This window comes from Methylobacterium sp. WSM2598 (genome assembly GCF_000379105.1).
Lineage (GTDB): Bacteria > Pseudomonadota > Alphaproteobacteria > Rhizobiales > Beijerinckiaceae > Methylobacterium.
Window position 1 is genome coordinate 897,068 of sequence record NZ_KB900609.1, and the last position, 14,072, is coordinate 911,139.

Below are 14,072 nucleotides of genomic sequence, written 5' to 3' on the forward strand. Positions count from 1 at the left end.
TCCGCGGCAGGGGTGAGAACGATGACGACAGACGTGAAGGCAGGTGCAGAGGCGGCTGGTCCTGGCCGAGGCGGGCGCATGTCCCGGCAGCGCAAGCGTGATGCGGTGCTTCGACTGCTGCGCGGCGAGGACCTGGAGAACGTCTCGCGTGGCCTGGGCGTGACCGCCGCGACCCTGTCGGGCTGGCGCGACGCCTTTCTGGCCGCGGGCGAGGCGAGCCTGGCGACCCGGCCCACCGAGCCCGAAGCCCTGGAGAGCGGGCGGTTGAAGGCCAAGCTCGGCGAGATGCTGTTGGAGCGTGAACTGCTGGAGGCCAAGATCGCCGCCCTGGAGGCGCGCGGCCCCGGCCCTTTGGCCCGCAGGAGGTCGCGGCGATGAGCCGGGCCGTCTCGCCGTCCAGCGGCACAGCTTACGGGCTGGTCCGCGTGTGCCGGATCTGGGGCGTGTCGCGCGCCACCGTTCACCGCCACCTCTCTCCTGCTCGGTCCGAACCGGCGCGGCGTCCTGGCCCGGTCGGGCCGATGCCGGATGCGGCACTGCTGGAGGCGATCCGCGCCACCCTCACCGGCAGCCCCTTCCACGGCGAGGGTCACCGCAAGGTCTGGGCGCGGCTGCGCCACACGGGCGTGCGCACCTCCAAGCGCCGCGTCCTGCGCCTGATGCGCGAGCATGATCTGCTCGCCCCGTCTCGCGTCGGCGCGCCGCGCGGCCCGCGCACCCACGACGGCACCATCATCCCGGACGCGGTGGACACGCTCTGGGGCACCGATCTGACCACCATCTGGACTGGCGAGGGCCAGGCCGCGGTGTTCGTGGCCATCGACCACTGCTCGGCCGAGTGCGTGGGCCTGCATGCAGCGCGGCGGGCCACGCGCTTCGAGGCGCTGGAGCCGATCCGCCAGGGTGTGCGGCAGCGCTTCGGCAGCTTCGCGGCCAAGAGCGCCTCCGGCTTGAGTGTTCGGCACGACCACGGCAGTCAGTACATGTCGGACGACTTCCAGAAAGAACTGGCGTTCCTGGGCATCGCGAGTTCGCCTGCCTTTGTGCGTGCGCCGGAGGGGAACGGCTGCGCCGAGCGCTTCATACGCACACTCAAAGAGAACCTGCTGTGGGTGAAGCGCTTCGACACGGTCGAGGATCTCCGCCGAGCCCTGCTGGCATTTCGTGAGACTTACAACGAGACGTGGCTGATCGAGCGGCACGGCTTCCGCTCACCGGCGGCTATTCGGGCCGCGCAGCTTCCACCTGCGGCTCTCGCCGCATAGGGTTCAAACCGGTGTCTCACAATCCGCGGGCGGTACACTCCAACCGTTCGCATCTGATCCTTCAAAGGCTCAGATGCGTTACTTGCAGACCTTTGATGATCGTCGCCGGAACGGCTGCTCGACGCTCGGTAGCAGCCGCTCCGAGACCGGCAATCACCCTCTGACGTCCCATCAATTTGTGTATGAGCGTCGTATAGAACCGGCTCTCAAGCCTGCTTTCTCACAAATCATGTGATGTGAGAGCCGGGGAAGGCCCCATACATCGGGGCGTTTCCGCTCTCATATCTCAATGTTGCATCGCCTGACTCGCAGGTCGGGTTCACAGAAACCCGATTGAGATCCAGGGCACTAGGATCACGGCAAGCAGACCGATCAGCAGTGCGAGGATGTAGCCGACGATCGGCCGAATGCCCTTGTCCGGGTGGATCCGGCTGATCGCGCAGGCTGCGTAGTACCCGACCCCGAACGGCGGCGCGAACAGGCCGACGCCCATGGCGAGAACAACCACCATCGCGTAGTGCACCTCGTGTACCCCCACCGTCCGCGCGATCGGGAACAGCAACGGCCCAAACAGCACGATCGCCGGGATCCCCTCCAGCACAGAGCCCAATACGATGAAGGCGAGAGCGGAGACGATGAGGAAACCGAACGCGCCGCCGGGGAGGCTCTGCATCACCGCGGCGAGGTTCTGCGAGAACCCCGACTGCGTCAGCGCCCACGCCATCCCGGTCGCCGCCCCGATAATCAGCAGGATCGCCCCCGACAAGGACGCCGTCGACACCAGCATCGGGTAGAGCCGCCGCCAGTCGAACTGCCGGTACACCAGCAGGCCCGCCAGCGCCGCGTACACGATCCCGATCGTCGACACCTCGGTCGCGGTCGCGACCCCCTCCACCACTGCAGCCCGGATCACGAAGGGCAGCGCGATGGCGGGCACGGCAATGACGAAAGTGCGCCCGATCTCGCGTGGCGTAGCCCGCGTGACATGGCTGAGGTCTTCGCCCCGGTAGCGCCACCAGACGACGCCGCACAGTGTGATCGCGAGCACGATGCCGGGCAGGAGCCCGCCGGTGAACAGGGCGGTGATCGACACGCCGGTGACCGACCCGATGGTGATCAGCACCAGGGACGGCGGGATGGTCTCGGTCTGCGCGCCCGTGGCGGCGAGCAAGGCCACGAGGTCGCCCTCCTTGGCGCCGCGCGCCTTCATCTCGGGAAACAGCACGGGGGCGACCGCCGCCATGTCGGCGGCCTTCGAACCCGAGATGCCGGACACGAGGTACATGGCGCCCACCAGCACGTAGTGCAGGCCGCCGCGCACGTGGCCGAGCAGGGCGGCCAGGAAGCCGACCATGGCCTTGGCCATGCCGGTCATCTCGATGAGCAGGCCCAGGAAGACGAAGAGCGGCACGGCGAGCAGGATCAGGTGGCTCATGCCCTCGTCCATGCGCCCCACCACCACCATTTCCGGAGCATCCGTGGTGAGAGCAACGAAGCCGAAGGTAGCGAGCCCGAACGCGAAGGCGATCGGCACCGCCGCGAACACCATCGCACCAACGAGGACAACGAAGAAGATCAAGAGGTTGAGGTTGCCCAGCGGCCGGAGAATAGGCTGCAGTAGCACGAGCAACCCGATGATGGCGGCCACCAGAGCGACTGCACAGACCGCATGGCGCCAATCGGCGACGCTCGCCAACCGTAGCAAGGACACCAGCAGCATCAGGACAATGCCAATGGGAAGGGCGGCAGCACGCCACGCATTGGTGATCTCCAATGCCGGCGTCGTCACGTACACCTCGTCCGCCGCGAACTCGTAGGCGGGGTGAAAGACCAGGAGGAGGAACGCCAGCGGCGCCGCGATCGCCACGACGTCGAGGAACGACTGGGCGCGGGGCCCAAGCATGCTGACGATCGCCGTCATGCGCATGTGCTCGCCGCGCTGGAAGGCGATCACCGCGCCCAGCATCGCCAGCCAGAGAAACAAGATACCAGCCAGTTCGTCCGACCACACCAGCGGCTCGCGAAACACGTAGCGCGAGATGATGCCGGCCAGCAGCACGACCACTTCGGCGACGACGAGAAGTGCCGTCGGCACCTCGACGAGGTGCACGAGGATCGTGTTGAGGCGCGCGGCCCAATTGTTGCGCGTCTCAACGTGAATGCCGTGAGTGACCCCGGCTTCCAGGTGGGCGATATCTTCCATTGTCGTCACACCAATTTACCGGACGTCTTCTCGAGGTGCGCCCACGCCTCATCCCCGTACTTGCCCTTCCAGTCCTTGTAGAAGGACGTTTTCGACAGGGCGGCCCGGAACGGCTCGCGATCGACATCGATGAACTGCAAGCCTTTCGCGCCGAGGTCCTTGCGCAACGACTCGCTGAGCTTGGCCACGTCGGCGCGTTGATCCGCGGCCGAGCGATCGAACTCCGCCGTGACTTTCGTCTGGATATCCTGCGGCAGGCGCTGGAAGGCGCGCTTGTTGCCGAGGATCCAGTAGCCGTCCCAGACATGGCCGGTCAGGCTGCAAGACTTTTGCACCTCGTAGAGGCGGGTCGTCGCGATGATCGGCAGTGGGTTCTCCTGCCCATCGACGACCTTGGTCTGCAATGCCGAATAGACTTCATTAAAATTGATGGGAGCGGGCCCTGCATCCAGAGCCTTGAAGAGCGAGGTCAGGATCGGAGCTGGAGGAACGCGGATCTTGAAGTTCTTCAGATCCTCCGGTGTCTTGATCTCTCGGCCTGACGACGTGATGTGGCGGAATCCGTTGTCCCACACCTTCGAGACGGTGAGTATCGGCGTCTTGGCGATCTGCGTGCGCAGGTAGGTCCCGAGATCGCCGTCCATCGCCTGCCAGACGGCGTCGTAGTTCGGAAAGGCAAAGCCGGTGTTGACGATCCCGGCCACCGGAACGAAGGTCGCGAGGATCGATGACGACAGGTTGAAGAACTCGACGCTGCCATTGCGCACTTGCGCCAGCAGATCGGTATCCGAGCCGAGTTGGTTGGCTGGAAACAGCTTGATCTCCACGCGGCCGCCAGTCGCGTCGCGGATGCGATCGATCGCCTCCTGCGCGCGGATATTGACCGGGTGGGTCGGATCCTGACCGGTGGCGAGCTTGTACGAAAACTCGGCGGCGGAGCCCGGCCGAGTAAGGATGCCGAACAGCGGCAGCGCGGCGCCGGCGGCGAGGACGGTTCGGCGGTTGAGCGAACGCGGGTTGGCGTGTGGCATGTTCCCTCCCAGGACGGATCTTGTCCTAAGCGGCCGGCGACTTCGGCGCCGGCCGCGGTGCCTGTCGGGTCAGTGTGAGAGCCAGGTCTTGATCTGCCGGGACATCGCGGGCGTCGAGATGCCGTAGCGCTCGTGTAGGGTGGGCAAGGCGCCGGCATCCAGGAACTCGTCGGGCAGCCCGATCTGCCGGAATGTCGGTGTTACTCCTGAGCGAAGCAGGAGACCGGCGACGGCTTCTCCGAGACCGCCAACCACGGTGTGGTTCTCCGCAACGACTACCAGCCGGCCGCTGCGCGACGCCTCCTTCAGGATGGTGGCCTGATCGAGCGGCTTGATTGTTGGCACGTGCAGCACGCCGACATCGACCCGGTCGGCTTCGAGAGCTTCGACGGCCTCGAGCGCCCGCATCGTCATGAAGCCGGTGGAGATAATTAAGGCATCCTTGCCGTCGCGAAGCAGCTTCGCCTTGCCGAGTTCGAAGGTATAGTCGTAGCGGTCTAGGATCAGTGGCACGTGCCCGCGCAGAAGACGCATGTAGACTGGGCCGTCGTGGGCCGCGATGATCGGAACTATCTGCTCAATCTCATAGGCGTCGCAGGGGTCGATGATGGTGATGTTTGGCATACCCCGGAAGATCGCGATATCCTCGGTGGCTTGGTGGCTCGGTCCGTAGCCTGTGGTGAGACCGGGCAGCGCGCAGACGATTTTGACGTTGAGGTTCTCCTCCGCGATGGCCATGCAGATGAAATCGTACGCCCGCCGTGCCGCGAACACGGCGTAGGTAGTGGCGAAGGGCATGAAGCCTTCGCGGGCCATGCCGGCGGCGGCGCAGACCAACAGCTGCTCGGCCAATGCCCATCTGATAGAAGCGCTCGGGGTGTGCCTGCGCGAAGATGTGTAGGTCGGTGTACTTGCCCAGATCCGCGGTCAATCCGACGATCTCGGGCCGCTTCTCGGCCAGGGCGGCGAGGGCGTGGCCGAACGGAGCTGGTTTGGTGCGCTGATTGGGGCCCGCCAGGGACGCGATCATCGCGGAGGTCGTCAGGCGCGGCTTGTCCGCTGTGCCCTGTCCTCCCTCGCCCTGCTCCTTGAGCCAGGTCGGGCGCGTGTACTTCGAGCGCTTCATGGGGACCTCCCGGCGTCCAGAATTTTGAGAGCATCCTGCCATTCCTGCGGCTCGACGCGCAGGAAGTGATTGCGCTCGCGCTCCTCTAGGAACGGCACGCCCTTGGCCATCCGAGTGTCGCAGATCACGATGCGAGGCTTGGGCTCGGTGCACGCTCGGGCCGCATCGAAGGCTTTCACCAGTGCATCAATGTCGTTGCCGTTGACGCGCTGAACGTGCCAGCCGAAAGACCTGAAGCGCTCGTCGCAGGGCTCGAATCCTGTCACTTCGGGCGACGGCCCGTCCGCCTGCTGATTGTTGACGTCCACGATCCCGATCAGGTTGTCGAGCTTCCAGTGGCTGGCCGACCATGCGCCTTCCCAGATCGAACCTTCGCCTAGTTCACCGTCCGAGAACAGGCAGTAAACGAAAGCATCCGATCTCTTGCGCTTCAGCCCGAGAGCGAACCCAACCGCCAGAGCAAGCCCGTGGCCGAGGGAGCCGCCGGTGATCTCCATGCCGGGCGTGTAGGCGGCCATGCCGGACATCGGCAGGCGGCTGTCATCCGAGCCGTAGCTTTCGAGTTCGTCCTCCGGGACGATCCCGGCCTCGATGAGCGCCGCGTAGAGCGCGATGGCGTAGTGCCCAATCGAGAGCAGGAAACGGTCGCGGCCCTCCCATTCCGGGTCGTCGGGCCGGTAACGCATGGAGTGGAAGTAGGAGACGGCGAGTACGTCCGCGATGCCGAGCGCCTGGGCGATGTAACCCTGGCCCTGGACCTCGCCCATGCGTAGCGCGTGGCGGCGGATCCGGTACGCCCGGTCGGCAAGCGACAGGTCATTAGCGAGGGCAGGCTTCGTCTCGGAAGATGCCGACTTTTGGGCTTTGCCAGCGGTCTGCACATGGTCCTCCATCGTACAGATGTCGTGTTTAGTGGATTAGCATGCCGCCGTTGACGTCGATGACCGCGCCAGTAGTGTAGGCGGAGAGATCCGATGCGAGGAACAGACAAGCGTTCGCAACATCATCCGCAGCACCGAGACGGTTCAGCGGGATCCCCTTGAGGATCTCGGCCCGAAGGTCGTCTGTCAGCTTATCGCCGGTGATGTCGGTCTGGATGAGCCCCGGCGTGATCGAGTTCACCCGGATGTTGTCCGGACCGAGTTCTCGAGCCATGGCCTTGCCGAGGCCCAGCACGCCGCCCTTGGCGGCGCTGTAGTGCGGTCCGCCGAAGATGCCACCGCCGCGCTGTGCCGAAACTGACGACATGCAAATGATTGAGCCCGAACGCTGCTTCCGCATCTGCGGCACCACGGCTTGGCTCATATAGAGCGTACCGCGCAGGTTTACATCAAGCACCGCGTCGTAATTCTCGGGCTTGATGTCCATGAACTTGATTGGTTGCGTGATTCCAGCGTTGTTGATCAGAACATCGACCCGACCGAATTTCTGGAGAACACGGTCGGCAGCGTCCAGGCATGCCCGCTTATCTGTGACGTTGCAGGCCAGGCCTAGATGTTTGTCACCCAGTTCCGAGGCCGCGAGACGCGCCTGAGTCTCATCCAAATCCAGGATGACCGTGCTGGCGCCATGCTTGGCGAAAACGCGAGCGGTGGCGCGGCCGATCCCTCTTTGAGAGGCCGCACCCGTGATAAGACACACCTTGTCAGCCAACAGCATAGACGTCGCCTCCTGAGCGAATTCGCCGTGTTGTGTTCAGACGTGGCGTTGATGGACACAATCAGGTCCGAACGGCACAAGCTCTAGTGACATTACAAGACGCAGCTTTGCCGCCGCAGGACCCGCATCAGAATAGCCAATTTCATCGAGGGCTGCTCTGGCGAAATTAGGCCCTTGAGGCCCAAGCTCCTAGGGCAGCTTGGATTTCCTCCGTAGTGCTTTTGCTTGCTCCACCCGTACCAGGGGCCAGCGCCGTGGACAAATGAGAAGTTTCGCGGGCACCCGTGAATGGGATTCACCGATCAGGAGGCAATGTCCTAGTCGCGCTTCGGCCCGTCCCGGCCCATCCGCTCTCCCGCAGGAGGCCAGGACGTGTCGCGTGCATAAGGGAGGCGGGTGTCTCAGCCTCGAATGCGACTGGATGCTCGTCAACAACCTGGGATGGGGCGAAGGCTTATTGGTGCCGGCCGTCCCGGCCATTCACCATTCGGGATCAGACGAAGGTGGTCAGCTCGATGCACAGCTCGCGCGCTAACCATTGGGCGAAGGACCGAAGGGCGTTCTTCTTCTCGACAGGGCGGGGATACACGAGGTGGTGCCCCACATATCGGATGTCCTGCGATCGGCCCGATAGGGGAGCAACGAGGCGGCCGCGCGCGATCTCGCGCTCGGCCAGCAGAGTCGATTCTAGAACTATCCCGAGGCCCTCGGCCGCCGCGGCGATTGCTAGGAAGCTCCGGTCGAACCGAGAGCCGCACAATGAAGACGGCATCGTCATTCCGTTAAGCGTGAACCAAGCCGGCCAGCGGAATTGTTTGGTGTCGCTCTGAATGAGTTGGTGCCGCAGGAGATCGACTGGAGACTCGATTGTGTGGGCGATGTGCGGGGCGCACAGGGGAGTCAGCGTCTCTTCCGCCAACGGGACCACCACCAGCCCCTCGTGCCGGGGGAGCCCGTAGATGATGTCGGCGTCGAATTCACCGTTCTCAAACCGCGTGTAGTCGGTGCTGGCGGACAGGCGCACCTCCACATCAGGATTCTGGGTGTAGAAGCGCGCCAAGCGTGGCGTTAGCCATTGCGCCGCGAAGCTCGGCGCGCTGTGTAGACGGAGCAAGCGCGGCGCGCGGGCCGAGGCAGTCTCCAAGCCGCGGCGAAATTCGTCGAAGCCTCTCTCGACGTGCCGCATCAGGGCCTCGCCCTCGGGGCTCAGACTCACGCCCCGGCCGATGCGCTCGAACAGCACGACACCGACAGCCTCCTCCATCTTCCGAATGGCGTGGCTGACGGCGCTCGGCGTCAGGTTCAACTCCGTCGCGGCCGCGTGGAAGGACTGGCGACGTGCGGCCGCTTCAAAGATTCGTAGTGTGGGGAGAGGGACTGGCAGGGACATGCGCGCACTATGGTTAGCTTGCCGCACAAGTCCATCCGAAAGCCAGAGGTGGCATCTGTCGACGCTCTTCCGGGTTGCCGGCAGCCGTAAAGTCCAGCACCTGTGCCCTGCCCAGGCGCTATGGGATTTCCAGTTCTTTGTGGCCACGGTGAGCGCGAAACCAGAAGCGTACAAAACATGAACGTTTCATACTCCCCAGTTCTCGCGCTTGCCTCTTCAGCTCGTTAGCCCGCCCAGCCAGACTGATGGCGGCCACCGCCGTCATGGTCCCTCTTCGACGCCTGCTGCGCCTTGAATGCCACTTGAGTCATCGCATCCACTGAGCAAGCTGTGTTGGGAGGTCGGTAAATCGGCCGCACGAGTGCAGCCGACGGTCCGAAATGTGAATGTCCGGAACTTGCGCGCCACCGGACACTCCCGACACGTTCCGCCAATGACCGCTTGGGGTCATGAGTTCGCGCGCCGGCTGTACGTGACACACCCGATGCCCGATACGGCCGATCCAATGTTGACGCCCGAACTCTATGGTGCAGCGTGAGATCCTGCGGATCCGCCTCACACGATGTCCCGAGCCACCCTCCTCATCGCCCTCACCCACGCGGTCAGCTCACGCCGCTGCGCAACAGCTTCATTCGTGTAGCGGCCGTGGCGGTACACGCCGTTTGCCTCGCCCTTGGGCGCGCCAGGCGAGCGCCCCCCGTGCATCCGGCAGCGCCCGTTCGACATCGCCGGCCCGCAGCAGGGTGTGCCGCTGCGTGTCCGCGCTCCACAACGCGGGCTAAGGCGCATCGCGTACTCTCGGCGCATGGGGTTGTCCTCACTTTTCATCGCGGCCCCCACCCCCTGGCGCGCTGACGGCGCCCACGATCGCCTGCCCCCCGGCTTCGACCGTGACGCGCTCGACCCGCACGGTCTGGCTGCCGTCGCTGCGGTAGCGCTTGAGCGCCTCGATCTGCGTTGTGAAGGTCCGCGCCAGTTTGTTGAAGGCGCGCTCGGCGCTGTCCTGCTGAGGGATGTTCTCGACGTGTGCGAGGCGCCGCGCAAAGGTCATCGTGGCCATGTGCACGGCGGCCATCTGACTGGCGAGCATGGCCTCGATCTCGTCGCGTGGCGCAATCCCGTTCACGACCGCGAGCATGAAGTTGATGGCGCCCTCGTCCGGCTCACGCCGCTGGCTGGCTGCGTTCGAGAGCTGGGTGAGCAAGCCCTGCATGAAGTCGGTGCTCGCCGTGCCCATCGCGTTCATAAGCATGACGGTACCGATCGTGAGATCGGTGTGATCCGCGCCGATCGCAGAACCCGCCTTGCTCTTCGTCACCTTGATGCGCGCGGACGATCGCTTGGCCCGTCGGGCTTGATAGGCGGTCAGAGCCGCTTCCTCGTCCGGCGTCGGCTTATGAGGCTTGAGCACAGTCGCCTCAGTCAACTTCCGATTCGCTTTCGCCACGAGTGACCTCCAGAGATGACGGTCAGCGTTGGCCCTGCCCTGAGCTGTGCCGTGGTGACGTCGATGATGTCGGGCCGCTGCCGGAACCCGTCAGGAACTCGCCCAGGGCCGATGCCGCACCTACGCCTCGTTGCAGCAGCCAGAAAGTGGCATGTCATCGAACGTCTCGGCCTCGGGCACGATCACGTGGACGGCGATCACAGGGGGCCGAGTGGCGATGGAGACGTTTTGGCTCTGTCCCGCCCCGGGTGGCTGAGCTCCGTGAGAGGAGGTGGTTTCCTCACCTCACCGGCTCCACCAGCGCATCCCCACCACCACCCCCACCCTCCATAAGGAGGTGGTGGTGGGGAGGAGAATCGGGGACGTTTTCCTCACCCTTCCTCACCCCACCCTTTAGGGTGGTGAGGAGCATCAGTCGGTGGCCCATTCGCCTACCTCCACGAACTTGCGATAGTTGCCCTTGGCGTCCTTGCCCTCGACGACCCGGAACATGCCCCTCTCCGTCCAGGTCTTGAGCAGCCCCTTCACCTTGGCCTTGGTGCCGGGCTTGCTGAGATCGAGGTCGAGCGCCCGGGCGATGGCGTGGCCGACCCAGTCGGGCGACTGCACATCGAGCCGATACCCGCCGACGTTCACCTCGGATTGTGCCTTGCGGAGATCCGAGACACTGACGTCCTCGAATGGGTCCGGCGGCTTCCACGCCGTGACGACCCCAACGGCGTCGCCGTTCATCAGCTGGACCGATACGATCTTGTGCCACGTTGCCTTGTCGGGCGGCGGGGCGAGGTTGGACTTGCCGTTGTCCACCCGGAAGAAGAGCCGCCGGTGCTCCACGCCGACGTTGTCAGCCTCCTGCTCTGTCATGGCGTTGAGCACGCGGGCTGAGCGGGCCGCAGCGAGCAGGGCGGATGCGCCGCGACCATCCTCCACGGACACTTCGGCACCGCCGGTTTTGCGCGAGTGATGCACCAGCTCGATCGCGCAGCCTGTTTCGCCCGCGATCCGGCTCCAGAGCTTCGCGACACGGTCGATCGCGTTGTTGTCGTTCTCCGTTACGCGGTGGGATGAGACGAACGGATCGATGATGACCACGTCAATGCCGTTCTGCTGGACTGTCGCGATGACAGCATCCCTCACGGGCTCGTAGATCACCACACCATCTCGGGTCTGCCCGGCGACAGCGATCTCCATGTCGCGCCCGGAGTCGAGGAAGAGCCACCCCTCTAGATCCTCGCGGGTGAGCTCGAAGTGCTGAGCCGCAGCCATGACCCGTCGCAGCATCTCGTCCTTGGGGTCCTCGCCATTCCAGAGCCAGACCTTGCACCGCTGCTGAGGTTCGATGCCCAGGAGTGGCTTTCCGCTCGCCATCGCGAGGGCCTCCACGATGCCCAGGGACGACTTGCCGACGCCGCCGGGCGCGACGGTGACGCTAACGAAATCGCGGATGTAGTGCCGGCTGTAGAGCCACTGCCGGGCCGGGATGCTGGCCTCGTCGATCCAGACGAACGGTGAGGCGGCGACAATGCGGGGCGGCACCTCGCCTTCCTGTGGCTGCTCGTCTTGTGCGCGCAGCCCAAGCCAAGCCTCGATCTTTCTGGCCGCCTGGCCGAAGAATTCAGCCAAGTTGGGCCGCGCGTAAGGCTCGCCGGCCCTCACCGCCGCCATCCCGTCCTTCACCGCCTTGACCCGGTCTTCCTCCTCTTCGTCCTTGGCGACCTTGGCAACGGCCGTGATTAGCCGTTCCGCCGCCTCAGGCGTGGCGTCGATCCGCGCCAGTTCGCCGCCGAGCGCGAGGGCGGCGTAGTGGCGCTGGCCCTTCGGCCAGAAGCGGGCGAGCAGCGCCGCTGCTGCGATCGTGCGCACGGCCCGTTGGAGCGTGCCTCCGTCCACCGCGGCGGGATCGCCTGACTTGTCCCACTCGATCGGCTCACCGCTCTCGTGAACCGAGCCGGGAAAAACTGTCTGCGCCCCCTTCTCGCCGCCGACCCGCAGTTCGATGATCGTCCCGCCCTCCGGCCTGGGAGCCGTGAACGCAACTCGGCCGGTATTGAGCGTGCCGGCGAGCTGTGTCCGATACAGGTAATGAGAGCGTGGCTTCGACAGGCGCCCAAAGATCGCATCCGTGCGGGGCAGGAAATAAGGAGCCAGCTCAATCGCTTCGGAGCAGTCGAGGTCCACATCAGTCAAGCCGTTGGATGAAGGACCGAGAATGACACCGATGTTCTGAGGTAAGCCGTTGAAGAACCGGCTGGCATCTTCCTCACGAATGATCCGGTCTTGCCACCCCTTGTCCTGCGGCCCCTTCATCTTGAAGGGAATAGGAACGGGGTTCCAGCCGCGTCGAATGTAGCGGACGGCCGTTTCCAGAGGCGCGCTCATCACCGCCTCCCTACTGGCTTGGCCAGCTCGACGGCGATGAGCGATGGCCGCATGTGCGTGGCCGCCTTGAGCAGGTCGGCGGCCTCATGCTCGGATCGTGCGCAGGCAGCGGTGATGTCACCCGAAACCGGGATGATGGCCTTCGCGTGTACGCCTGGCACGACGCGCCAAACCACCGTGACGGCGTCTCCGAACTCCCGCTCCGGAGACGACAACCGGAGCGCATCGAACTCATCTCGTCGGGCGGGGCGGATGAAGGTGTGGACGCCGAGGCGCATGAGGCTGGCGGCGTCAGCCGCAAAGGGCGACAGGCGGCCGGGGTTCTGCCGTGCGAGGCGGCGCCGGCTGGCGCGGTTGAGGCGGCCGATCATGCGCGCCTCCCTGCGTTCGCATAGGCCAGCTCGGCGACGGCTCGCGCGCGTTCGGGGCTGAGGCCGAACCGGGCGCGAAGGCGTCTGGTCTGGTGGTCGAGGGCGCTGTGCGCTATCTCTCGGTCGTCAGCCGCCAAGCAGACGATTTCCGAGAGCCGAGTGCGCCCGCCAGCGCCTCGGCTTTCGACGTTCTGAGCCATGCTTCAGGCGGCCTCCCTCGAAGCCGCTCGGCTCTCGGCATTGCTCTCGTTCTCGCGCGCACGGCACCAGTCGCGGTCGGCTTCGTCCGTGATGCGAACGGCCGATCCGACGTTGAAGGTGCGGGGCGCCTTACCGATCTTCTTGAGGTTGTAGAACGTCGACCGGCTTAGGCCGTGGGACCGGCACCAATCCTCGATGGATTTGCTGGACATGTCTGCACCCAATTGGCTGCGGGTGGACAGACCATGTCACCTGTGTTGGCGCTTCACCATGACGGAAAAGGTAGATGTTTTTTCGGAAATCTCACCGACAGAGTGGGCGGATTCACTATTCGGATTCATCGAGATATGAACGTACCACAAATTCAGCGAATGGGTTTTTAGTCCGATGTAATGATAAGTGTTGCTTTAAGCAATACTCAATATAAGAGATCTCATGGCCGGTTTCTTTAGAAACTATTTCCTTAGCGGTTTCGCTATAATTAGTTTTTTGACCTTCTGATTTCAATTTGCTTGTGAGTTCAACGTACCGCGCGCAGATTTGATGCTGCTCCCGCTCTTTCTCTCGTGTGAGTTTTGGCCTTCCTCTTTTTGTCATGAGCTGTCCCCTCAGCAAATTGACTAATAATCCCCTTTGGAATTTATCTAATGGATAGCCAGTATCAATATACTCAATCAAATATTTCAAATCCTTGGTAGACAAATTAGATAAAGTCTCAGGAATAGATTTAACTTTGCTTAGAGCTTCGGCAGCGATAGAAATCGCCTTGTTGAAATGCGCTTCGTCGGTGTTCCAATCAATATCGAACTTAGGGTCAAAAACTGGCTTGCGAAGCTCCTCAAGTGTGAGTCGCGGGTAGTCCTTCTTTCTCACGTCTCATCTCCCTCGCGTGCTGAAGTGCGTATTCCGACGAAGCCGGCCGGGGGTTCCAAGTTGAAGCCGGCCGTCATTCCGAGGCGAAGCCGGCCACCGTTCCGATCTGAAGCCGACCGGCGACGGG

The 14,072-nt window shown here is 63.9% G+C and carries 12 protein-coding genes and 1 pseudogene; 1 reads left to right on the forward strand and 12 read right to left on the reverse strand.

Annotated elements, in window-relative coordinates; all coding sequences use genetic code 11:
* The first annotated feature begins 21 nt into the window (after positions 1–21).
* Positions 22–1,265, forward strand: a protein-coding gene (locus tag MET2598_RS0104350) for an IS3 family transposase (RefSeq protein ID WP_085984585.1) whose coding sequence is annotated in 2 segments (ribosomal slippage) — positions 22–346 and positions 346–1,265 — 1,245 coding nt in all. Because the reading frame shifts where the segments join, the coding sequence is not laid out codon by codon here.
* A gap of 319 nt (positions 1,266–1,584) precedes the next feature.
* Here MET2598_RS0104350 and MET2598_RS0104355 read toward each other — a convergent pair.
* The 12 genes and pseudogenes from MET2598_RS0104355 to MET2598_RS40720 form a co-directional block, all read right to left on the reverse strand.
* Complete coding sequence (locus MET2598_RS0104355) at positions 1,585–3,468, reverse strand: TRAP transporter large permease (RefSeq protein WP_018259993.1); 1,884 nt, start codon at positions 3,466–3,468, stop codon at positions 1,585–1,587.
* 5 nt (positions 3,469–3,473) lie between these two features.
* Entirely contained in the window at positions 3,474–4,499 is a 1,026-nt protein-coding gene (locus MET2598_RS0104360; RefSeq protein ID WP_018259994.1) for a TRAP transporter substrate-binding protein, read from the reverse strand.
* Between the two features lie 69 nt (positions 4,500–4,568).
* Positions 4,569–5,625 (reverse strand): annotated as a pseudogene (locus MET2598_RS35935) (transketolase family protein).
* Positions 5,622–6,518: a transketolase gene (locus tag MET2598_RS0104370; RefSeq protein ID WP_018259996.1), complete on the reverse strand. Its 897-nt coding sequence runs from the start codon at positions 6,516–6,518 to the stop codon at positions 5,622–5,624. The pseudogene MET2598_RS35935 and the gene MET2598_RS0104370 overlap by 4 nt, the downstream one beginning before the upstream one ends.
* A gap of 16 nt (positions 6,519–6,534) precedes the next feature.
* The gene (locus tag MET2598_RS0104375; RefSeq protein WP_018259997.1) at positions 6,535–7,284 is read right to left on the reverse strand and encodes an SDR family NAD(P)-dependent oxidoreductase; all 750 of its coding nucleotides are present in this window, start codon (positions 7,282–7,284) and stop codon (positions 6,535–6,537) included.
* A 493-nt stretch (positions 7,285–7,777) separates the two neighbouring features.
* Positions 7,778–8,674: a LysR substrate-binding domain-containing protein gene (locus MET2598_RS0104380; RefSeq protein ID WP_018259998.1), complete on the reverse strand. Its 897-nt coding sequence runs from the start codon at positions 8,672–8,674 to the stop codon at positions 7,778–7,780.
* Positions 8,675–9,229: 555 nt separating this feature from the next.
* Positions 9,230–9,502 carry an HGGxSTG domain-containing protein gene (locus MET2598_RS43535; RefSeq protein ID WP_330218338.1) on the reverse strand — a complete coding sequence of 91 codons (273 nt, stop codon included), beginning with the start codon at positions 9,500–9,502 and terminating at the stop codon, positions 9,230–9,232.
* A complete protein-coding gene (locus MET2598_RS0104385) occupies positions 9,492–10,121 on the reverse strand; it encodes a hypothetical protein (protein ID WP_157182085.1) in 630 nt (209 codons plus the stop codon). Before MET2598_RS0104385 ends, MET2598_RS43535 begins: the two co-directional genes overlap by 11 nt.
* A gap of 411 nt (positions 10,122–10,532) precedes the next feature.
* On the reverse strand, positions 10,533–12,500 hold the full coding sequence (locus tag MET2598_RS38595) for an AAA family ATPase (RefSeq protein WP_018260000.1): 1,968 nt from the start codon (positions 12,498–12,500) through the stop codon (positions 10,533–10,535).
* The gene (locus MET2598_RS0104395; RefSeq protein WP_018260001.1) at positions 12,500–12,871 is read right to left on the reverse strand and encodes a hypothetical protein; all 372 of its coding nucleotides are present in this window, start codon (positions 12,869–12,871) and stop codon (positions 12,500–12,502) included. The genes MET2598_RS38595 and MET2598_RS0104395 overlap by 1 nt, the downstream gene beginning before the upstream one ends.
* 203 nt (positions 12,872–13,074) lie before the next feature.
* Complete coding sequence (locus MET2598_RS0104400; protein WP_018260002.1) at positions 13,075–13,284, reverse strand: hypothetical protein; 210 nt, start codon at positions 13,282–13,284, stop codon at positions 13,075–13,077.
* 115 nt (positions 13,285–13,399) lie between these two features.
* On the reverse strand, positions 13,400–13,945 hold the full coding sequence (locus MET2598_RS40720; protein WP_157182086.1) for a hypothetical protein: 546 nt from the start codon (positions 13,943–13,945) through the stop codon (positions 13,400–13,402).
* Positions 13,946–14,072 lie beyond the last annotated feature (127 nt).